General features: G+C 61.5%; 14 protein-coding genes. 6 read left to right on the top strand and 8 right to left on the bottom strand.

Annotated elements, in window-relative coordinates:
- Position 1: 1 nt before the first annotated feature.
- Positions 2–3595 carry a multifunctional oxoglutarate decarboxylase/oxoglutarate dehydrogenase thiamine pyrophosphate-binding subunit/dihydrolipoyllysine-residue succinyltransferase subunit gene (locus L6R21_06080; GenBank protein ID MCK6558750.1) on the top strand — a complete coding sequence of 1198 codons (3594 nt, stop codon included), beginning with the start codon at positions 2–4 and terminating at the stop codon, positions 3593–3595.
- 214 nt (positions 3596–3809) lie between these two features.
- Here L6R21_06080 and L6R21_06085 read toward each other — a convergent pair whose 3' ends face one another.
- The 5 genes from L6R21_06085 to L6R21_06105 all read right to left on the bottom strand — a co-directional run bounded on the left by L6R21_06085 (position 3810) and on the right by L6R21_06105 (position 6908).
- Positions 3810–4082, bottom strand: coding sequence for an oxidative damage protection protein (locus L6R21_06085; GenBank protein ID MCK6558751.1), 273 nt, complete (start codon positions 4080–4082; stop codon positions 3810–3812).
- A 150-nt stretch (positions 4083–4232) separates the two neighbouring features.
- Entirely contained in the window at positions 4233–5051 is an 819-nt protein-coding gene (locus tag L6R21_06090) for a sugar phosphate isomerase/epimerase (protein MCK6558752.1), read from the bottom strand.
- Positions 5052–5070: 19 nt separating this feature from the next.
- Positions 5071–5487, bottom strand: coding sequence for a DUF2752 domain-containing protein (locus L6R21_06095; GenBank protein MCK6558753.1), 417 nt, complete (start codon positions 5485–5487; stop codon positions 5071–5073).
- A gap of 3 nt (positions 5488–5490) precedes the next feature.
- Positions 5491–6321, bottom strand: coding sequence for a YIP1 family protein (locus tag L6R21_06100; protein ID MCK6558754.1), 831 nt, complete (start codon positions 6319–6321; stop codon positions 5491–5493).
- A 212-nt stretch (positions 6322–6533) separates the two neighbouring features.
- Entirely contained in the window at positions 6534–6908 is a 375-nt protein-coding gene (locus L6R21_06105; protein ID MCK6558755.1) for a response regulator, read from the bottom strand.
- A 216-nt stretch (positions 6909–7124) separates the two neighbouring features.
- Here L6R21_06105 and L6R21_06110 point away from each other — a divergent pair, with 216 nt between their 5' ends.
- From L6R21_06110 to L6R21_06120, 3 genes are all read left to right on the top strand, one after another.
- Complete coding sequence (locus L6R21_06110; GenBank protein ID MCK6558756.1) at positions 7125–7586, top strand: hypothetical protein; 462 nt, start codon at positions 7125–7127, stop codon at positions 7584–7586.
- Positions 7587–7977: 391 nt separating this feature from the next.
- On the top strand, positions 7978–10797 hold the full coding sequence (locus L6R21_06115) for a serine hydrolase (protein ID MCK6558757.1): 2820 nt from the start codon (positions 7978–7980) through the stop codon (positions 10795–10797).
- A gap of 194 nt (positions 10798–10991) precedes the next feature.
- Positions 10992–13379 (top strand): CehA/McbA family metallohydrolase, encoded by a 2388-nt coding sequence (locus L6R21_06120; protein ID MCK6558758.1) that lies wholly within the window; start codon positions 10992–10994, stop codon positions 13377–13379.
- A gap of 230 nt (positions 13380–13609) precedes the next feature.
- Here L6R21_06120 and L6R21_06125 read toward each other — a convergent pair whose 3' ends face one another.
- On the bottom strand, positions 13610–14488 hold the full coding sequence (locus L6R21_06125) for a hypothetical protein (GenBank protein ID MCK6558759.1): 879 nt from the start codon (positions 14486–14488) through the stop codon (positions 13610–13612).
- A 417-nt stretch (positions 14489–14905) separates the two neighbouring features.
- On the opposite strand from L6R21_06125, the gene L6R21_06130 reads away from it, so the two are divergent.
- On the top strand, positions 14906–16195 hold the full coding sequence (locus tag L6R21_06130; protein MCK6558760.1) for a tetratricopeptide repeat protein: 1290 nt from the start codon (positions 14906–14908) through the stop codon (positions 16193–16195).
- Positions 16196–16313: 118 nt separating this feature from the next.
- Here L6R21_06130 and L6R21_06135 read toward each other — a convergent pair whose 3' ends face one another.
- On the bottom strand, positions 16314–17081 hold the full coding sequence (locus L6R21_06135; GenBank protein ID MCK6558761.1) for an enoyl-CoA hydratase/isomerase family protein: 768 nt from the start codon (positions 17079–17081) through the stop codon (positions 16314–16316).
- A 246-nt stretch (positions 17082–17327) separates the two neighbouring features.
- On the opposite strand from L6R21_06135, the gene L6R21_06140 reads away from it, so the two are divergent.
- Positions 17328–18728: a VanZ family protein gene (locus L6R21_06140; protein ID MCK6558762.1), complete on the top strand. Its 1401-nt coding sequence runs from the start codon at positions 17328–17330 to the stop codon at positions 18726–18728.
- A gap of 113 nt (positions 18729–18841) precedes the next feature.
- Here the strand turns inward: L6R21_06140 and L6R21_06145 are convergent, their stop codons facing one another.
- Positions 18842–20458 (bottom strand): BamA/TamA family outer membrane protein, encoded by a 1617-nt coding sequence (locus tag L6R21_06145; GenBank protein MCK6558763.1) that lies wholly within the window; start codon positions 20456–20458, stop codon positions 18842–18844.
- Positions 20459–20507: the final 49 nt, after the last annotated feature.

Consider the following 20507-nt stretch of genomic DNA (forward strand, 5'->3'; position numbering starts at 1 on the left):
TATGTCAGAGCAAAACGGCAATACGCAACGGGAAAGCGCCAAAGCCTTTGGCCCCAATGCCTGGTTGATTGAAGAGATGTATCATCAGTATGCCGAGCGCCCGGATTCGGTCGCAGAAAGCTGGCGCGGTTTCTTCGAGGATTATCGCCCGATCAATGCGCCGTTGGCGCCGCTTGCCACGGCTCCGGTGAGCGCACCGGCCGCGCAGGTTGCGCCCGCGCCGCCGGAATTGCCTGCCGGCGCCGTGCCGATTCGCGGCGGCTTTGCCAAGATCGTCGAGAACATGGCGGCCAGCCTGGAGATTCCCACCGCCACCTCGGTGCGCATGATTCCGGTGAAGCTGCTGGAGGAGAACCGCCGCGCCATCAATCTCTATCTGCTCGACACCACCGGCGCCAAGATGAGCTTCACCCACCTCATCGCCTGGGCGATCGTGAAAGCGGTGAAGCAACTGCCGGTGATGGCGACCTACTTTCTCGCGCACAACGGGGCGTTCTACAAAGTCACGCCTGAGCATGTCAATCTCGGCCTGGCGGTGGACGTGGCGCGCAAGGACGGCAGCCGCGCGCTGTTCGTGCCCAACCTCAAGGCGGCGGATACGATGGATTTCGCCGCGTTCTTCAATGCCTACAACGACATCGTGCGCCGCACGCTCGCCAATCAAGCCAAGCCGGAAGACTTCGCCGATACCACCATCACGCTCACCAATCCCGGCACCATCGGCACGGTGCATTCGGTGCCGCGCTTGCTGCCGCGTCAGGGCGCCATCATCGCCACCGGCGCCATCGACTATCCGCCTGAGTATCAATTCGCGGATCCCGCCACCATCGCGCGCCTGGGCATCAGCAAAGTGATGACGGTGACGAGCACGTATGATCATCGCATCATTCAAGGCGCGGAGAGCGGACTTTTTCTGCAAAAACTGCATCAGCTTTTGCTGGGGGAGGAGAATTTCTATGACGAGATCTTCGCGAGCCTGCACATTCCTTATCATCCCGTGCGCCTGGATCGTGACCGCAATCCCTCCTTCGACGGCAGCCTGGCGGACGACGGCATGGTCGAGAAGGAAGCGCGCGTCATTCAACTGATCAACATTTATCGCGTGCGCGGCCACCTGCTCGCCAATTTGAATCCGCTCAGCGCCGAAGCCCAATCCCATCTTGAGCTCGATCCGGCGCGTTACCGCCTGAGTTTGTGGGATTATGACCGGGAGTTCATCACTGACGGATTGGGCGGCCGGCAGCGGGCCACCTTGCGCGAGATTCTCGACATCCTGCGTGATGCCTATTGCCACACCATCGGCATCGAATACATGCACATTCAGGAGCCGGAGCAGAAGGCGTGGGTGCAAGAGCGCGTGGAGGGCAGCAAGCGCCGCGACTGGCTGGACGCCACGGCGAAGCGCCGTATCCTCGATAAGCTGAACTCCGCGGAGGCCTTCGAGCGCTTCCTGCACACCAAGTACGTCGGCCACAAGCGCTTCAGCTTGGAAGGCGCGGAGTCGTTGATTCCGATGCTCGACGCGCTGCTGGAGCGCGCCCTGCAGCACGGCGTGGAGGAGGTGGTGATGGGCATGGCGCACCGCGGCCGCATGAACGTGCTGGTCAACGTCATCGGCAAAACCTACGGCGCGGTGTTTCGCGAGTTCGACGACAATCCCGATCCCAACAGCCGCGAAGGTACCGGCGATGTGAAGTATCACTTGGGCGCCACCGGCCGGCACGTGAGTGCCAGCGGGCAAGGAGTCAATGTCACGCTCGCCTCCAACCCCAGTCATCTCGAGGCAGTCAATCCGGTGGTGGAAGGCATGGCGCGTGCGCTGCAGGACATGCGTGGGGAGGGCCAGCGCACCGGCGTGCTGCCGATTCTGCTGCACGGCGATGCCGCATTCGCCGGGCAGGGCGTGGTGGCGGAAACCCTGCATCTGAGCGCGCTGCCGGGCTATCGCACCGGCGGCACCGTGCATCTCGTCATCAACAATCGCATCGGCTTCACCACCGCGCCGGTGGACGCGCGCTCGAGCGTGTATGCCACCGACGTCGCGAAGATGGTGCAGGCGCCGATTTTTCACGTCAACGGCAATGATCCGGAGGCCTGCATCCGCGTCATTCAGCTCGCCGTCGATTTCCGGCAGGCGTTCAACAAAGACGTGGTGGTGGACTTGATGTGCTATCGCCGCCACGGCCACAACGAAAGCGATGAACCGAGCTACACTCAGCCGTTGATGTACGCCCGCATCAACGAAATGCGCTCGGTGCGCAAGCTCTACACCGAACAGCTCGTCAAGCGCGGCGAGATGACGCTCAAGGAAGCCGAGGCCATGCTCGACGATTTTCAGAACAAGCTCGAGACCGCTTTTCGCGAGACCCGTGAACGCGCGCCCGAGCCGGTTACTCTGCCGGCGCGGGCCTCCTCGCCGCCGCTGCTGAGCAAGACTTCGACCGGCGTGCCGCTGGCGGTTCTGGAGGAAATCAATGCCGCGTTGGTGCGCTTTCCATCCGGTTTCACCCTGCATCCCAAACTCGCCCGGCAGATGCAAGCGCGCAGCCGCATGCTCGCCGAAGACAATGTGGAATGGGGCCTGGCCGAAGCGTTCGCTTTTGGCGCGCTGCTGTTGGAGGGCATACCGGTTCGCCTTTCCGGCCAGGACTCACAGCGCGGCACGTTCAGCCACCGCCACGCCGTGTTCGTGGATTATCACAACGAAGCGGAATATACGCCGCTCAACCACCTGCGGCCGGAGCAGGCGCCGTTCATCATCTATGACAGCCTGCTCAGCGAATATGCCGTGCTCGGCTTCGAGTACGGCTATTCCGTGATGCGGGAGGAGGCGCTGGTGCTGTGGGAAGCCCAGTTCGGTGATTTCGTGAACGGCGCGCAAATCATCATCGATCAATTCATTTCGTCCGGGGAATACAAATGGGGGCAGAAGAGCCGGTTGGTTTTGTTGCTGCCGCACGGCTTCGAAGGGCAGGGCCCCGAGCATTCCAGCGCGCGCATTGAAAGGTTTCTGACGCTATGCGCGCAAAGCAACATGCGGGTGACGGTGCCGAGTACCGCCGCGCAATACTTTCACCTGCTGCGCAGCCAGATGCACGCCGGCATTCACAAGCCGCTGATCGTGATGACGCCCAAGAGCCTGTTGCGCTCGCCCTGGGCCAAGGCCGCCGCCGCCGATTTGGTGGCAGGCACATTTCAACCGGTGCTGGATGATCCTGAAACGCCGCGCCCGGCTGCCGTCATGCTGCTGTGCACCGGTAAAGTCGCGTTTGATTTAATGGAATACCGCCGCACGCATCAGCTCGAGCCGGCGGCCATCGTGCGCATCGAGCAGCTTTACCCGTTTCCCCATGCTGCGGTCGATGAGGTATTGCAGCGTTATCCCAATGCCACCGACGTGCGCTGGGTGCAGGAGGAGCCCTTCAACATGGGCGCGTGGATTTACATGCAGGCGCGGCTGCGCGATCATTTGCCTGCGACCCACCGCTTGTCGTATGTCGGCCGCATCTCGAGCGGCAGCCCGGCAACCGGCAGCCACAAGGTGCATGTGTTGGAGCAGGAAGATCTGGTGCGGCGGGCATTCGAACGCGGATGAGTTGCAGCGGGGGGAAGAGAGGGGAGAAAGAAGGAACAAAGGCAAGAGAATACCGCGCTGGTGCTGCAATCGGCCTTATTCCATTTTGCGCGCGGCGGTAGAGCCGCTCTGCCACGGATCACTGCCAGGAGAAATACCGGTCTGCGGAGATTTGTTGCGGCTGCGGACAGCCGCCTCCTCCTTCCCGCCGCGCGGCACTGCGGCCGGTTGTGCTTCACTGCTGCGGCGGCGTGTATTCCGGGGGCAGCGCGGAGCCTTCCCCAAAGAAGAAAGCCTCGGTCTGTTTGTCCAAAAACTCGCTGGCCCTCGGATCCATGAGATTGAGGCGGTACTCGTTGATCAACATGATCATTTGCTGTTTCCAGAGTTTCCAGGCCTCCTGGGAAACGTTTTCGTAAATCCGCTGGCCGAGCGGGCCTTTCATCGGCGGCTTGTCGAGTCCCACCATTTCCCGCCCGAATTTCACACATTTCACCATGCGTGCCATAGCTCACCTCGAAGTATTATCGCATTCCTGGCCGGCGAATTCCCGCGGCCGTGCACCACCGCAATTCGCTGCGGCATTTTTTCTCATTTGAAAAGGCTGGCTGGCAAAGCCGATTGCACCACTGCAATCGGCCCGCACCTGCTGGCGGCCTCAGTGTTGCGACGCAAGCTGCGCCCTGCCAATCAACAGTTTTGCGCGGGTGGCGAAGAACTTGCCTTTTTGAAAGACGCGCAGCACTTGCAGATAGCTGTCCAGCACCGCCATGGTGTCGTCGATCGATTTGGGCACGACTTCGAGATTGATCACGCCGTCATAGCGGTGCTTGCTGACGTGCGCGAGAAATTTCGCGATCGGCAGCTCGCCCTGGCCCAGGGGCAGGTGCGCGTCCTGGCCGCGGCTGCAGTCCGAGAGATGGATGCAAACCACCTGCGGCGCGATGGCGCTGAAGCGCGCGAAGATGTCCTCTCCGCGCAGGAACGCGTGCGCCGGGTCGAAGCACAAGCCGATGAGTTTTTTCTTCAGCACCCTGCGGCTCATGTCCACCAGCCGGTCGAAATCCTTCACGTTCCAGGCCTCGACGTTCTCCAGGATGATCGGTACTTCCAGCCGCTGCAGATTATCGTAGAGGAATTCCAGTGCATCATCGGCGTTGCCCTGATCATGCTCGGCCTCGGGCGGATGCGCCACGCAGTAGAGCAGGTTGAGGTCATGGCGATGGCGATTGAGCAGGGCGATGGTGTCGTCGATGCGCTCCTTGGCGTCGAAGGAGGACAAATCGAAGCCGTGCTCGCTCACCAGCGGCAGATGAAAGCCGGCCGCCATGCCGTTCATGTTGGCAATCACGGCGTCGAGATCGTTGAAAACCGTGGGATTCAGCTCGACGAAGCTGACGCCCACCCGGCGTACCAGCGCCAGCAATTCTCCGGCTTTTTTGCCGTCAAAATCACCGATGGTCAATCCGACCTGCATACTCTGCTTCTCCGTAGGTTTACTGAATGCTCGTCCGCGCGAGCAGATAGATCCAATTCAAAACAATTGCGGCGATGCCGAGGCGGCGCCAGCGCCCGGCGTCTTGCGATTGCCAAATCCGGCTCAGGTCACGGCCGGCGCCCGTCGCCGCCACCAGCACGGCTGCGCCGAGAATCAAACCGAAACCAAGCAGCACCAGCAGCGGGTTCAACGCCAAGGCCGTGGCAATTTCTCCGCGGCCGAGGGCGAGCAGCGCGCGGGTGCTGCCGCAGGTTGGGCAGGGAATGTGCGTCAGGCGGTGCAACAGGCAGGGCGGCACCGCGGCGGCGAGCGGCGCGGCCACGCGTGCGGCCAGCCAGCCGAAAAAGGCGAGCAGGAGCAGAAGCATGCCGAGGCCGGCTTGCGGCCAGAGCGATTGTGCGGGTGCGTGGCGCATGGCTCACTGCGGCAAGTTGAAGCGGGAAAGGATATCCGCGAACCGGAACAAGGCGTACGAGACCAGCCCGCAGCACAAGATCACCGGCAGCATGGCGGCCAGCGCCACACGCGGCATGGCGCTTTGATGAAACTCCCGCCAGCCGATGAGCACGATGCCGAGTTGCCAGCCCAGCGCGACCAAGCCGCCGCACACCGGCAGCACGGCCAGTAATTGCGGCCCGAAGCTGTAGCACAGCGCACGGAAAGTCGCCTCCCAGCCGCCTTGGCCGCTGCCCACCAGCAGCAGGCAGATGTGGAAAACCGCGGCCGCGAAAAAGATGACGAGCGTCATCCACAGCGGCAGGATCAAGACATAGAAGCCGTATTGCCCGCGGCCCAACTCCACGCCGAGCTCGCGTTCGAACTGCTCGAGCATGGGAAAAGACTGCATGATCTGGCTCTGCCAAAACAGCGAAATCAACCCGGAAGTCATCCAAACGATGAGCGCGAACAGCAGCGCCGAGCTGAGGTTGCCGGTTTTGGGCGCGCGGCGAAAAAAATCCGTCGGCCGCAAGGAAGCGTCGCTCCAAGTTTGACTCAACCCGCGCAAAAAGCCGGTGCGGCTGCGATCCTCCCACTCGATAGGCTCCCTGGAGGCGAAAGGCGGCGGTGGTGGTGGCGCCGGCTCTGCGGCACCGGCAGGCCGGTACGGTGTTTCTGCTGCCGTAGCCGGCGGGGCGGACCCGGCATTGAATTCAAACAGGCCCTCATCGGCGATGGCCGCGCCACAATAGGGGCAGAACTTGGCCTCATGAGTGGTAATTTCTCGCTGGCATCGTGGACAAACGGACATGGCACAGTTCCTCGCTCAGGTGCACATCACAAGGTCAAGCTGCTGGTTCTAAGCATGCCACTGAAATGGTGTTCAAGTCTGCGCGATTTTGTTGGAAATGGCAGGGGCGGAGAGAAAGTCTGGCGCGGGGACGGCAGTGAAGGCCGGCCAGGCGTTGCGCACCTGGCCCGGCACCCCGGCAGTTCTGGGCGAGCGTCTCTGGTTGAAAGCCATCAAACGAGATAGAGGCTGTTTTCCTGTGCGGTAAGCTCCCGTACTTTCTTCTTGAGCTGGCTCAAATCCGAGGATTTGACCAAATAGGCGTCCGCCGACCAACTGGTGAAATCGCTCATGTAAGTCGAGTAGGCCGAATTCAAGATCACTTTCAGCTCGCGATTCTCTTCCATCAGATCGCGCAGCACGTCGAGGCCGTTTTCGCCATTGAGTTTGATGTCAACAATGGCAAGGTCAACTTTGCAGTTGCGCGTTTGTTCGCGCGCCGACTGGCCGTCGGCGGCAGTGATCACATGATATCCCAAAGCCTTCAATTCCTGGGAATAAAGCAGGCGCAAATTCTTCTCGTCCTCGACCACCAGAATCGTCTTCATTGCCTCGTTCCTTGCATTGCTGGATTTCCTTTTCGTTTCAGGCACCCGGCCCGGGTCCTCCCACCGGCAATCTCGCCGGCCGGCCGGTTTTTCCTGAAATCGGATGGAGAAGATAAGAATCTCATCGAGAAATGCAAGGCATTCCTCTGTTTCATTTCGTAAATCTTTTTCCTATCTTGGCCGCAAACACCATTCAACCCAATTCCTGGCTGGCCCATGTTGTTGCCTCGAAGGCTGTTACTGCTGGCACTGGCTGCCACCCTGCACAGTTGTGAGCGGACGCCTGCCTCGCTCTATGAAGGCCTCCCCACTGAAATCGTGGCGATTGCGGCCTACTCGCACACCGATCCGAATTACCAGCCGGTGCCGGATTCCCTGCAACTGCGCTTCAATCGCGTGCTGCGGCTGCTGCGCATCAACGTCGTCGCCGACGGCTGTGAGCCACAACCGGCGGCGCGCGTCGTGACTGCCGGCAATGACCGCCTCATCATCCAGTTTGACATGAACAACGCCTGCGCGCCTGCCGCGCCGGCACCTTTCGATGTCGATATTCACGTCAGCCCGATTCACCCCGATGAATTCCAATTGATCGTCGAAGCGCGCGATTTTGAAAGTGACTTGCCCGGGCAAATCGTGCTGAATCGGCGGGTGGCGGTGCAGCGATTGCCCGGTTTGTGAGACTGTGGTCTGTCCGCACACGCCACCACCTGGGCGCTTCGTCGTGTGCAAGTACACATCCGCTTCGACCAGTGCACGCTGCGGGGCCGAGCGCCCGGGCGGTTTCTTCATTAATCTGGATTGACACGAGACTCTGATTCGCGGGCGAGACCAGGGGCGTATCGCCTTCTTCAACGCCCACCTTTCTCCTGCCCACCTTGTTTCATCCTGAAATCATTCTTTGGGAGTTGACATGCGATTTTTGAACCACCGCTGCACCCGGTCAATGGCGGCTGTTGCCGAGCCCCGCCGCCGGCTGGACGTGCATCAGGCAGCCGCGTCCTCCAGCACTGTGCTGCGAGTTGTCTGCACTGCGGCCCTGTTGCTCGCCACTAATCTTGGTGCCCAATCGGTGCCTGCAAAATCTGCAGACGTCAGGCCGCCGGGTTCGAAAAAATGGGTCGAGCAGACGCTGCGCCGGATGTCACTGCGCGAAAAACTCGGCCAGCTCTTCTTCTATTACCTGGACACGGATTTCAAACCGGAGGGTGATCCGGAGCTGCAGGCGATCGTACGGCTGGTCACACAGCACCAGGTCGGCGGCCTGCATCTGTGGCGCGGAGAACCGTATGCCACGGCGCACCTCACCAACCGGCTGCAAGCGCTCAGCAAGCTGCCGCTGCTGTTCACCGCTGATCTGGAGAACGGCATGGCGCGCTTTCGCGGCACCGAGTTTCCCACCAACATGGCGATTGCCGCCACCGGCAACGTGGACATGGCCTATGAGGTGGGCCGGCATACTGCCATCGAGGCGCGCGCCCTCGGCATCGGCCTCACCTTCGCACCGGTGGTGGACATCAACAGCAACCCCGAGAATCCCATCATCAATGTGCGCGCGTTTGGCGAGGAGCCGGAAACGGTTGCGCGCTTCGCCGAGGCTTTTCTGCGCGGCTGCCGGCAGGAAGGATTGTTGACCACCGCCAAGCACTTTCCCGGCCACGGCGACACCCGGCAGGATTCCCATATCGAGCTGGCATTGATCGAGGCCGACAGTGCGCGCCTGGAACAACTCGAGCTCGTGCCGTTTCGCCGCGCCATCGCGGCCGGCGTCGATTTTATCATGACGGCCCATGTCAACGTACGCGGCCTCAACCTGAATCCCTACACGCCGGCAACCCTCTCGTCTGAAATCCTCACCAAGCTGTTGCGCGAGCGGCTGCAATTCGACGGTGTGATCATCACTGATGCGATGCACATGTGGGCGATTACCAGAAGCTACACCGGGGCCTATGCCACTGCCGCGGCGCTCAACGCCGGCGTTGATGTGATCCTGGCGCAGGAGAATATTCCCGAGCTGATCGCAGACCTCGAGCGCCGCGTGCGCGCCGGTGAAATTGCCGAGGCGCGCATTGAGCAATCGGTGCGCCGCATTCTGCTGGCGAAAACCAAAATCGGGCTGCACCAACAGCGCCGGGTGGAACCCGCGGCCGTTGCCGGTTTGCTGCAGCGGCCGGAAGCCTTGCAGGCTGCGGAACAGGCCGCCGCGCACAGTCTCACGTTGCTGCGAAACGAAGGCGGCGTGCTGCCGCTCGCTGCCGGCATGCGCGTCGTGGTCGTGAATCTCTGGGATGAGCCGCGCGGCTTCAACCGCACGCCCTTTCTGCGCGAGCTGGAACGTTTCGTGCAACCGGCGGCGGTGGTGTCTCTGCATCCCAACAGCACGGCGCGCGAAGTGGAGCGCGCGCGCGCGGCCGTGCGCGCCGCGCAGATTCAGGTATTGCCGGTCTACGCGGCGATCGGTTCCTGGAAGGGGCACATTGGGTTGCCGCAAGTGATGCAGCCCATGGTCGATTCTCTGCTCGCCACCGGTGTGCCGGCCGCGGTGATCAGCATGGGCAATCCCTATGTCTATTCGCAAGTGCAGCATGCCGCCGCTTATCTCGTGGCCTATGACGACGAAAACCGGATGAGCCAGGCGGCGGCGCGTGCCGTGGCCGGCGCTACCGCGATTGCCGGCCGCCTGCCGATCACCATCCCGGGATTTTTTGCGCGTGGCGCCGGTCTCACACTCGCCGCGCGCGGCACCAAACCGCTTGACGAATCGGCCGCGCTCGCGCCTACGCTGCGCATGGCCTTTCCGGAGGAAGCCGGCATGAGCAAAGCAGGTCTCGATTCGGTGCGCGCGCTCATGCAGCAGGCAGTGCGCGACTCGGTTTTCCCCGGCGCGGTGCTGCTGGTGGCGCGCCGCGGCAAGATTGCGCTGCATGAAGCATTTGGCACGCTGGGCTACGGCGCGTTCTACCGGCCCGCGCCGCTGCATGCGATTTATGATATCGCCTCGCTCACCAAAGTCGTGGGCTTGACCACTGCCTGCATGCTGCTCTACGAGCGCGGCCGCCTCAAGCTCGACGAGAAAGTGCAAACCTACCTGCCCGAATTCACCGGCAAAGACAAGGACAAAGTCACGGTGCGCCATCTGCTCACGCATTGCTCGGGCTTGGTGGCGTTTCGCTTGTATTATCGCGACTACCGGACTCCCGATGCAATCGTCAACACCATCTTGCGGGAAGAACTCGAGTATCCGACCGGCAGCAAAACGGTTTATTCCGATTTGGGCGCCATTTTGTTGGGGAAAATTGTGGAGCGTCTCGCCGGCAAGCCGCTCGACGCATTTTGCCGCGAGGAAATCTTCGCGCCGCTGAACATGACCGACACCTTCTACAATCCGCCCGCTGCGCTGCTGCCGCGCATTGCGCCGACGGAATTCGATACCTGGACCGAAGGCCGCAAGGGAGATTTCGCGCACGGCATTGTGCATGATGAAAACGCCTGGCGCCTGGGCGGGGTCTCCGGCCATGCCGGCCTGTTCAGCAGCAGCCGCGATCTCGGCGTGTTCCTGCAAATGCTGTTGAATGGCGGCAGCTTCGGCGAGGCCAAACTGCTGCAACCGGAGACGATTGCGCTGTTCACTTCCCGCCAGGAAGTGGTGCCGGGCAGCAGCCGCGCGCTGGGCTGGGATACTGCCGACGGCGAAAACTCCGCCGGCACTTTGATGAGCCGCAAAGCCTACGGCCACACCGGTTTCACCGGCACCTCGCTGTGGACCGATCCTGAGCGCGGCTTGATCGTGGTGCTGCTCAGCAATCGCGTGCATCCCACGCGCGAGAATCGCCGCATTCTGCCGTTTCGCGCCAAGCTGCATGATGCCGTGGTGCGTGCGATCACACCGTGAGCGGGCCACGGCCGGTACATTTTGCCCCCTCGGGCAGTGGCAACCAAAAGCCGGTTGCGTTCGATTGCCATCTGTGATTTTGAGCCGGCTTGTGCCTCTACGCTTGCGCTTGCGATCGCAGACGGTGGTCGGGCTCCTGCCGGCACAAAACTCACGTCGTAATCAATGCTTTTCTCACCTTCAGGAGGTTGCTGATGAGGGATCGTCACCGCAGCAGAATTTCACTACTGTCTGTTGCGCGGCAATTCTCAACTTCTGCTCTCACTTTGAAATCCACGCGGTTCTTCATTTTTCCGTTGCTGTTGCTCACCGGATTCTACTTTCTCGAAACACCCTCACCGTTGCCCGAACCGGCGTTACGCGTGCCGGTGACCAGCGCTGCGCTCGCCGAATATCCTGATCTCGCTTTTGACGCCGGCGGCACGCTGTGGGTCGCCTATCAACAAATGCAGGACCAGGAAGAGAGCATCCGCGTGCGCGCCTATCGCAACGGCGCGTGGGCCGATTCGCTGCTGCTGGATCGCGCCCGCCTCGCCTGCAAGCCGCGCCTCGCGGCCGCGCCCGACGGCACGCTGTGGGTCAGTTGGGCGCGCGCAGAAGCCGGCGGACTCGTGCTCGTCGTGACGCCCATTGTCAACGGCCAGCCCGGCCCGCAGGAAATCATTGCGGACGGACCCTCCGCCAATTGGCAGCACGACGTGGTGTGTGATCAGGCGGGACGCTTGTGGCTGGCATGGGAACACATGAATCGCGATACCGCGCAAGTGCGATTCAGTGTGCGGGAAAATGGCCGCTGGTCGCCGCCGCGACCGGTGTTTGCCGCCGCGCACCGGCAAATGCGGCCGGCCTTGGCGGTCGGCCAGAAAGGCGAGATTTGGTGCGCGTGGGATGGTTATCTCGGCAACTACAACTACGACATCTTTCTGCGAAGACTGGATCGCGCCTCGCCAGTTTGGAATCTCACGAACTCCGCCACGCTGGAGCAATGCCCGGCGTTGAGTGTGGGCGCCGGCAATCGTCTGTGGCTCGCCTGGCAGAGTAATGCGGATGCCACCGGCAAGCCGGACATTCCGCGCTGGCTGGCGCTGCGGCAATGGGATGGCAAGACGCTGCGCGCACCGGCTGCTGCCATGCCCGATCGCAATCTTCTCGCCACCGGCATGCTGCAAAGCTGGGAGTCTCCCGAGCTGCTGGCAAGCCGGCGCGGCGCGTTGTGGCTCTTCGGCCGTCCCAGTCAGGAATTCAGCGCACAAGCTTTTCTCGGTGACCGCTGGAGCCGCCGCCAGGACTTTGCACTGCCCGGTTGGGGCGGCCGCGGCGAATTCGTGCGCGCCGCGGAAGCGCAAGACGGCACGATTTGGACCGTGCGCCGCGACATTGCGCTGATCGAGCTTTGCGCCTTTCCCGCGCTTGCCGAGGCAGCGGCCAAACCGAAGCTGCAAATTGCGCCGGAGCAGCCCGCGCCGGCCTCGCCGGCTGCGGCCGTGGCGGCCGCGAAATGGCAAATGACAGCGGAAGCCCGCGAATTTCTCATTGCCCCTGCCGAGCAGAAGTTGGTGTTTGGCGATTTGCATCAACACTCCAATCTCTCCGACGGCATGGGCACGGTGGATGATTGCTACACCCGCAGCCGCGACTTCTACGGATGGGATTTTGCCGCGCTCACCGATCACGAATGGTTCGTGCGCAATCGCATTCTGCCTTCGGAATGGGAGTATATTGCCCGCATCACCGCCGGTTTCCACGCGCCGCCGGATTTCGTGACGCTGCACGCGTATGAATGGACCGCGGCGCGCTGGCCCAATGGGCCCGGCCACAAGAACGTTTACTTCCCCGATGAGGCGCAGCCGATCCTCAGCGTGGCGGACTCCAGCGCCAATCTCACTCCCAAACTGTTTGCCCGGCTGCGAGAAACCGGCGCAATGGCGGTGCCGCATCACATCGGTTGGACTGGGGTTGATTGGCAGCATCATGATCCGCAAACGCAGCCCAACGTGGAAATCGTGTCGGTACACGGCGCTTTCGAATATCTCGGGAATGAGCCGATTACCCATCGCGGCGGCATTCCCGGCATGTTCATGCAAGACGGCCTGGCGCGCGGGCTGCGCTTCGGCGTGTTGGGCGCCTCCGATGGTCACGGACTGATCTGGCATCACGGCATCGGCCGCAAGCGTGACCCCTGGGTGCAAGGGCTGGCCGGCGTGTGGATCGAAGGCGAGTTGACACGCGAATCTCTCTTCGCCGCCTTGCAGGCGCGGCGGGTCTATGCCACCAGCGGCGTGCGCATTCTGCTGCACTTCAGCGCGGACGGCCACGCCCAGGGCAGCGAGTACGAGAGCGCGGCGCCGCCCCGCCTCGCCGTGCGCGTTGCCGGCACCGCCAAAATTCGCTACGTCTATCTCCTGCGCGACAATCAGGTGATTCACCAGCACGGCGGTGACTTTGGCGTGGGTGATATGGTGCGGTTCGAATTCAAAGACGAGCAGGCAGCCGCCGGCACGCATTGGTATTATGTGCGGGTGGTGCAAGAAGACGGCGAGATGGCGTGGTCAAGTCCGATTTGGATAACCCGGAAGGAGTAACCGGTGGCCGGCATTGCCGGAGTTCCACCCAGAGGATCACCGCGACAATGCCGGACCTGGACGCGGCAGAACCGAAAAGAAAGAATCGCGTAAAGTCGTGGAGCACGCTGAGCAAGGCTTCTGAAATGAGATTTCGCGATCACCGCGCCGGCGCGGTGCAAAGGGAGGGGAATGGAAAAAATCCGGCCCGGGTGCAAAGACGGTTGTGTTCGCCCGGGCCGGATTTCTGTTTACTGCAATTCACCGCTGGTCAAATCGCCGGCGAAGCTTTGCCCGCCGACATTGATGCTGGCCTTGCCGTTGCCAAGCACGATGGTGAAGGTGCGATTGATGTTGGTCTCGCGGTAGGAATCACCGCGCTGGAAGGTCACTTTGGCGGTGTAGGTGCCGCTCACCGTGCCGCTGATCTTGCGGGAGAGATCCAGGCGGCTGCCGCGCGGGCCTTGCACGTTGGTAAACGTCAGGCTGAGGGCGTGGTCGAGCGTGCGCACCGCGTTGCGCGTTGTGATCGTATCAACCGCGGAGCGGGCATAGGTGCCGTTGATCGTCACCAAGCGCGTGTTCACGCCAGTGGCGGTGAAGGTGCCGCTCAAACCGGTGAGTTGCTGTGACAGCCGCCGCGTGCGATGCGTGCCCGTGCCCTCCACGATGTTGAACACGATGGTGTAGGCGGTGTCGGCGCCCACACGCCAGTATTTCTGCGGCTGGCCGTTCTGGTTGAGAAACTGATAGGTGTAAGTGCGGCTGATCTCGGCATAGGGCACGCCGTTCGGATTGCCGCGCTCGCGCTGGAGCAGCAGAGTCCACGTGCCGGTGACCGGATCATAACTCGTATCGACGCTGGCGATCGCGCCGGGGTCGCTGTACTTGCCGAGCAACACCTCGGCAGGCTTTTGCAGACCGCCGGTGCCGGCCAATTCGATGACGTCGCTCACTTGATCGATGGCGCCGCCGTTGTCCGCGCCGAGCGCGCTGGCAAGCGATTCGGCCGCGTCTTCGGTGGCACTCAGGCTCGCGGAGGATGACACCGGGTCTTCATTCGAACAGGCGGCCAAAGCCAGGGCCGCGACCGCCGGGAACAACAGCCGCAAATACTTCTTCGCTTTCATGTGTGCTCCTGAAAATCTGGGAATGTGGGAAATCAAGAAGTGAGTTTTGCACGCACTGGGCCGGATTGCCGGCAACGTTGCTTCGAAGCACGATCGTCAGAACGATCCAACCTCACTGCGCTCGCTCGGGGTTTTCGCAAGCAGCATGCCAGCGCTGCGGTGAGAACAAATTCAACCGGTTAGCGCGGCAGACTGCAGACGATCATGCTATTGCCTGTTCGTGGCGGTACAGGGCAAGAGCACGCGCGCGTACACGAAACCGAGGCGCCCTTCCCGCGCGAGGCCGGTGCCGGGCGGGAAAATCCGCTTGCATGTTGAGTGATTGTCACCTATATTTTTTTCGCGTGGTGAACGCAGGTTGCGAGACACGAACAGATGCAACTCATCATACTTTTATTTTCATAAGGAGAGAGTGGGATGAAGAAAAGTTGGCTTGGCTTGATGAAGTGGAGCGCTTTGTTGCTGATCATACCGGGCATGATACTCGCCCAAAGCATGGAGAAGACCTCGGCAAAGCTCTACATTCAGCAGAAGGAGTGGGACAAAGCGATTGAATGGCTGCAGAAAGCGCTGGAGAAGAATGGGGCCGATGCCCAGACGCACTTTCTGCTCGGCCAGGTTTATGCGGAAAAAGGCCGCTTGCTGGACATGGCGCGGGAGTTCGAGGAGAGCAAAAAGCTCGACACCAAGAACAAGATGAAAAAAGAAAAGAAGCAAATGGAGGACATGGTCCGCCATTTCTCCGCCAAGAGCTACAACGAAGGCGTCGAAGCTTACAAACAGCAAAACTTCGGCAAAGCAGCGGAGAAATTCCTGCTGGCCACCCAGCTCGATCCGAACTACGTCGATGCCCACCGCAACTTGTCGGTGGCCTACCAACTGGTGGAGCAGGAAATCCTGAAAGAAGACCCCTGCGCGGATTGCGGTACCGCCACCTACACCTGGGATGCGCATGTCTTCAAATGCCTCGACAGCGCCACCGGCCAAGCCGGAAAGCTGTGTTGCTGCAGCCAGGAGGCGCTGCCGGATCTGCGCAGCCGCGTCGTCGCCACTTTGGAAACCGTGGTGAAGCTGCAGCCGGATTCAACCATCCACTTGCTGGTGCTGGCGGACTACTACAACTCCCATGATGATCATGCCCACAGCGCCGCTTTGTTCGAGCAGGCCCTGCAGAAGGAGCCGACCAATCCCAAAATTCTGGCGCGCCTAGCCGACACCTACAATATCATGGGCAAGACCGAAGAAGCGTTCAAGACCTACGATCAGGCGCTGGTGGCCGATCCCAACAACAAAGATCTGCTTTACAACTACGGCCAGCTCTACCTGACGCGCAATGATTACGCCCATGCCGTCCAGCAATTCCAGCGGCTGGTGACACTGCAGAGCGATGATTTCGGCGCCAATTTCTATCTCGGCGTGTCCTACTTGAAAATTGCCGAAGAGGCCGACAAGCGCGCACGTGAACTGCAGGATGAAGCCTCCGCCAAGAAGAAGAAACCCAACACGGCGGTCATTGATTCGCTGAAGGCCGTGGAGAAGGATCATTCCACCAAAGCGGTGCCCTACCTGGAGCGCGCCACCCAACTCGAAGGCGGCAATCAACCGGCCGTGTGGACCAACCTGGGCATCGCTTACACCCGCTCGGGCACGACCGACAAAGCCAAGGAAGCATTCGACAAGGCCGAAGCGCTCGAGAAGAACAACTGACGCCAACCGGCAATCCGGCGGGGCCGGCCGCAGCGCGGCTGTCCTCCACCCATGAAGACCAAACCCCATCACCGGCAACAACGGTGGATGGGGTTTTGTCTTGTGTTATGCGCGTGTTTCAGACGCGCTTTTTCTCGAGCAATTGCCGACGCACATTGCCCACGGCGTTGCGCGCGGCCTGGCTGAACCAGGCCTCCAGAAAAGCCTCGCGCATCGAGCCGGCATTCCTGGTCATCTGTGCCAGGGCTGCGCTGCGCAGCGAGGTCTTGATCGGGGCGCAGGCTTCGCCGGGGTGATCGGCAAACTCATGCAACCGTGTGATCGCAGTTTGCAGCAGGCTCTCCGGTGGCGTCACTTCATGCACCAGGCCGGCAGGCACGGCTTCCTCCGGCGAGAACAATCTGCCGCTGTACAACACATACGTCGCCTTGTCCGGCGGCAGACTGCAGCGCGCAATCTCCAGCGCCACGGCCGGCAGCGGCAGCCCCAGGCGGATTTCATTCAGCCCGATCACGCCGGCGCCCGCCGCCATGACGCGATAATCGCAGGCCAGGGCCAGCACGCAACCGCCCGCGGCCGCGGAGCCGTTGATGGCGGCAATCACCGGCCGGGGAAAGCTGAACAGGTGGCTGAAGACCACGTCGAAATCTTCCAGAAAGCGGCTCATCTGGTTGCGGTTCAGCTCATAGTTGGCAATCAGGTCCAGGCCGGCGCAGAAAAAACGCTCGTAACCGGTGAGCACCAGGCCGTTGAGCTTGAGTGCCTCCGCCTGGCGTAAGCCGGTTTTCAACGCTTGCAACACGCGTTCATTGAGGGCATTGGCACCGCCGGCATGCAGCCGTAATATCCCGAGGCCTGCGCGTTGCTCCAGAGTGTATGCTTCCATGCTGGTCTCCCTTGGTTTTGACGCTGGCAGAATTACATCCGTTGAACTGGTGCCGGTCCGAAAGTGCGGACTCTCAGAGAATGCTCCCGCAACGGCTTGGCCGCTGCAGCAGCATCCTCCGAGTATCACGATACGCGATGTCTTGAAAAGCCCGGCGCGGCCGCGGTTCCGGCTTTTCGGATAGACCCGAACCAGGGCGCATACTAACGCAAAAATTCACAAATTGTCAAGGGGCAACCCGACCACATGCCCAGGCTGATTCCCCCGCAGTTGGCGCGCCGGCTCTTTGTGCTGGTCACGCTGGTTGTCTGCTATCTCACCGCTGTCCCCTTTCACTTTGACCCTTCACACCCGGGCGTGGCCCGGCGGTGGGCGCGCGCTGAGTTGGTGCCCTTTCACAATGCCCAAGGCCGGCGCATGTCCGGCTCTGACACGCTTGGCAATCTGCTCTTGTTCTTGCCGGTCGGCTTCTGTTTGCATGGCTGGCGCCTCGCCGCTGGGCGTGACCGTCGGCCGCGTCTGTTGAGCACTGTCATTGCCTGTTCGCTCGGCAGCTTTGCCATCGAAAGCATGCAGCTTCTCCTCGCCGATCGTTTCACTTCAGTGAACGATGTCATGAACAACACCTTCGGCGCTGCCCTGGGCGCCGCGCTGGCGCTGCGCTTCTATGCGCCATTTGCCAATGCGCTGCAAACCGTCTGGCGCTCTCTGCGACAACGGCCGGGCGTGCTGGCTTGCCTGGGACTCGGCCTCAGTTTTCTGCTCTGGCGTCTCGCACCGTTCAATTTTACCCCGCGCCTCGACAACGTTTGGAACAACTGGCTGCACTGGCTTCATTCCGTGCGCCATCTCAGCCGTCTGGATGAAACCTGGCGCACGCTCGATTTGCGCGAGTACTGGCCGCTGGCCGGCGCAGAGAATCTTCTTTTTGGAATTGTTTTGGGCGGAATGGTGCATTGGTGCGTGCGCTGGTACTGGCCGGCGAATCCGCACCGCAAATGGGTGACGCCTCTTGCTGCGGCCGGCTTGTTGATCCTGCTCAATGGCTTTGCTTTGCTGGCGAAAACCAATCCACCTGATGTCCTGCCTGATTTGGCCTGCGTCCTCGGCATGTTCCTCGGCAGCCGGATTTTCCGGACGGCGCCGCCGCACACTGCTGCGGCCGTCCGCCGCTTGCAATGGTGGTATGTGGTTTTCTTTCTCCTCGTGCTTGGCCGGCCGGATTTCGGCGAGCTGACCCTCGCGCACAACGGCACGACAGCGCCCGGCTTGCTGGCGGAACTGGCAGCTTCGGTTCAGCCGCGCCATCTCTTCCGGCCGGACGCGCATCCGCTGCGCTTGTTCGTCAAATTCTTTCTGGCTTTTCTTCCCATTGCGTTTCTGCTGGCGCGCGGGACGCGTGCGCGGTGGAGAATTTCACTCGCGCGCCGAATCGTGGGCGGAGTTCTGCTCAGCGCCGGCCTGGGCCTGGGGCTGCAGCTTTTTCGTCATTCTGTAGTGGGAGTCAATGCGGATTTGCCTGCGGTGGTCGCATTGATCGCAGGCGCAGTAGCGGGAATTCTGCTGGAGGATTGGTGGGAACAACAAGCCTCGCGCCGGTCCGAGGCCGAAGTGAGAGGCGGTTTCCCGGCGCCCGGCTCGTCCTGAGCCGCAGCGTCAAAGCGAGAAACAATACCGGGGTGGACAGAATCTCCGAAAATCCTCTCCGGTTGCGGCCGGCCGCGGCGCGCGTTTGCTTGCGCCGGTGTTCCGGCAAGGCTTCAGAAATTGCGATTCAATCGAAACGTGACGACCAGATCGTCATAACCGCGGTCCGTGCGCTTGGCGAAATTCAACCGCACCCGGCCGTCGTTGTCGGTGACGGCCACGCCCACATCGGTTTTGAGCCGGTTCCAGGCGAGGTAGTCAAAAGCGCCGGCAAGTGAAGCGTTGCCATCGGCGAACCACGTCATGCCGGAATCGACGAACAGAATCAAGTTGAATTCGCTCACGATCGGCAGATCATGCAGCCGGCTGCGGCCGGCGTTCATGCGGTATTCGAGATTGGCCAGCAGCATGCGGTTGCCGGTGAATTCTTTGAGGCGATGGCCCGGCAGGCTGGAGAGGCCGCCGAGATCGAAGAGAAACTGCGGCGGCAACTCGCCGCGGCTGGAGCCGGTGCGCAGTCGCAGATCGAGGTTCTTGCCGTAACCGATCGGGATGTAGCGCCGTGCGTCGAGGATGATCCGGTCAAAATCATAGTCGCTGTCAAAGCCCGGGCGGCTGAATTCCGTCAGCAATTGCACGAACCAGCCGCGCCGGGGCGCCCGCCGGTGATCACGGCCATCCCAATTGAATTCGGAGAAATAGCTCACCAGCTTGCCCTCGGCGATGGCGGGGTTCTCCCGGAATTTCTTCTTGCCGCCGAACAGCGACCACACCGCGCGATTTTCCAGAGAGAGCAAATCATCGCGGCGATAGCCGGCAGTCCATTTGATATCTTCCCCGAAATTCTGGCTGCCGTACAGGCTGAAGCCCTTGCGCCGGTAGTAATCTTGAAAATCCTCCTTGAGCAGCAGCGCCGCAGCGGTGTTTTCGTCATGCGGAATGATCCACTCATCTTCGCTGTCGGTGCGATCGTGAATCTCCGCGCCGAGAATGGTGCGAAGGCGGCGGCCATAATACAGCTCGGCCCCGGCTTCGTATTGCCAGCGTTTGGCCTTGAAGCCGTAGCCGCCGGAGCCGAACATGCCGGCGTTGGCCACGCCGTAATACTTGCGCGGCAGCAGGCCGCCGAGATAGAGGCCATCGACGCGGTTGTAGCGCAGTTCCATGTCAAACGAGGTGGTGAAGCGGCGGTAGCGCCGGTTCCACTCGCGATCCCAATCGCGTTTGCCTCGGTGCCGCGCGGTGCGCAGGGAGGGTCGCGCTTCCGGTGAGGTCTCGATCTGATCCCCGCCGATGCGGCTGCCTGCAAAGCGCTTCACCCGGCCTGCCACTGCCACCACGTCGCCGGTGACCTCGGCCGTCGAGGTCAAAGTGATGTTGCCGCACACCACCAGCAGCGTGCCCTGCAGTTTGCCGGAAATCACCACGTCGCCGCCGGCCACCACCAGATCGCCGATGAGGCTGTCCGTTGCCGCCAGCTCGAAATCGCCGAAACGCTGCGCCGCGCCGGGCCCGCCGCCTTCCAGATAATCGCTGATCGCCTGCTGCACCAGGCGTTCGTCACACTCGCTCGTATCGGCTGCCGCGAGATCCGCCGGCTCTTCCTGGCGTTCCGTCGCGCCGGCTTGCGGCGACAACAGCAACCAGAAAACCATGAGCAGGGAAACAATCACCAGCACCAGAAAAAGAAGCTGCTTGGTCTGATTGCGTGTGGTATCCATATCCATCATGTTGCCACCTCCCTCGAAATTGACTATAGATGATGATTTTACCGATTGG

The sequence above is a fragment of the bacterium genome, from assembly GCA_023150945.1.
GTDB lineage: Bacteria > Zhuqueibacterota > Zhuqueibacteria > Zhuqueibacterales > Zhuqueibacteraceae > Coneutiohabitans.

Bases quoted from the DNA above. Each gene is read 5' to 3' on its own strand.
- L6R21_06135 (MCK6558761.1), bottom strand. From the start codon at position 17,081: ATGGAAGCATACACTCTGGAGCAACGCGCAGGCCTCGGGATATTACGG.
- L6R21_06085 (MCK6558751.1), bottom strand. From the start codon at position 4,082: ATGGCACGCATGGTGAAATGTGTGAAATTCGGGCGGGAAATGGTGGGA.
- L6R21_06080 (MCK6558750.1), top strand. From the start codon at position 2: ATGTCAGAGCAAAACGGCAATACGCAACGGGAAAGCGCCAAAGCCTTT.
- L6R21_06120 (MCK6558758.1), top strand. From the start codon at position 10,992: ATGAGGGATCGTCACCGCAGCAGAATTTCACTACTGTCTGTTGCGCGG.
- L6R21_06100 (MCK6558754.1), bottom strand. From the start codon at position 6,321: ATGTCCGTTTGTCCACGATGCCAGCGAGAAATTACCACTCATGAGGCC.
- L6R21_06140 (MCK6558762.1), top strand. From the start codon at position 17,328: ATGCCCAGGCTGATTCCCCCGCAGTTGGCGCGCCGGCTCTTTGTGCTG.
- L6R21_06125 (MCK6558759.1), bottom strand. From the start codon at position 14,488: ATGAAAGCGAAGAAGTATTTGCGGCTGTTGTTCCCGGCGGTCGCGGCC.
- L6R21_06095 (MCK6558753.1), bottom strand. From the start codon at position 5,487: ATGCGCCACGCACCCGCACAATCGCTCTGGCCGCAAGCCGGCCTCGGC.
- L6R21_06110 (MCK6558756.1), top strand. From the start codon at position 7,125: ATGTTGTTGCCTCGAAGGCTGTTACTGCTGGCACTGGCTGCCACCCTG.
- L6R21_06090 (MCK6558752.1), bottom strand. From the start codon at position 5,051: ATGCAGGTCGGATTGACCATCGGTGATTTTGACGGCAAAAAAGCCGGA.
- L6R21_06145 (MCK6558763.1), bottom strand. From the start codon at position 20,458: ATGATGGATATGGATACCACACGCAATCAGACCAAGCAGCTTCTTTTT.
- L6R21_06130 (MCK6558760.1), top strand. From the start codon at position 14,906: ATGAAGAAAAGTTGGCTTGGCTTGATGAAGTGGAGCGCTTTGTTGCTG.
- L6R21_06105 (MCK6558755.1), bottom strand. From the start codon at position 6,908: ATGAAGACGATTCTGGTGGTCGAGGACGAGAAGAATTTGCGCCTGCTT.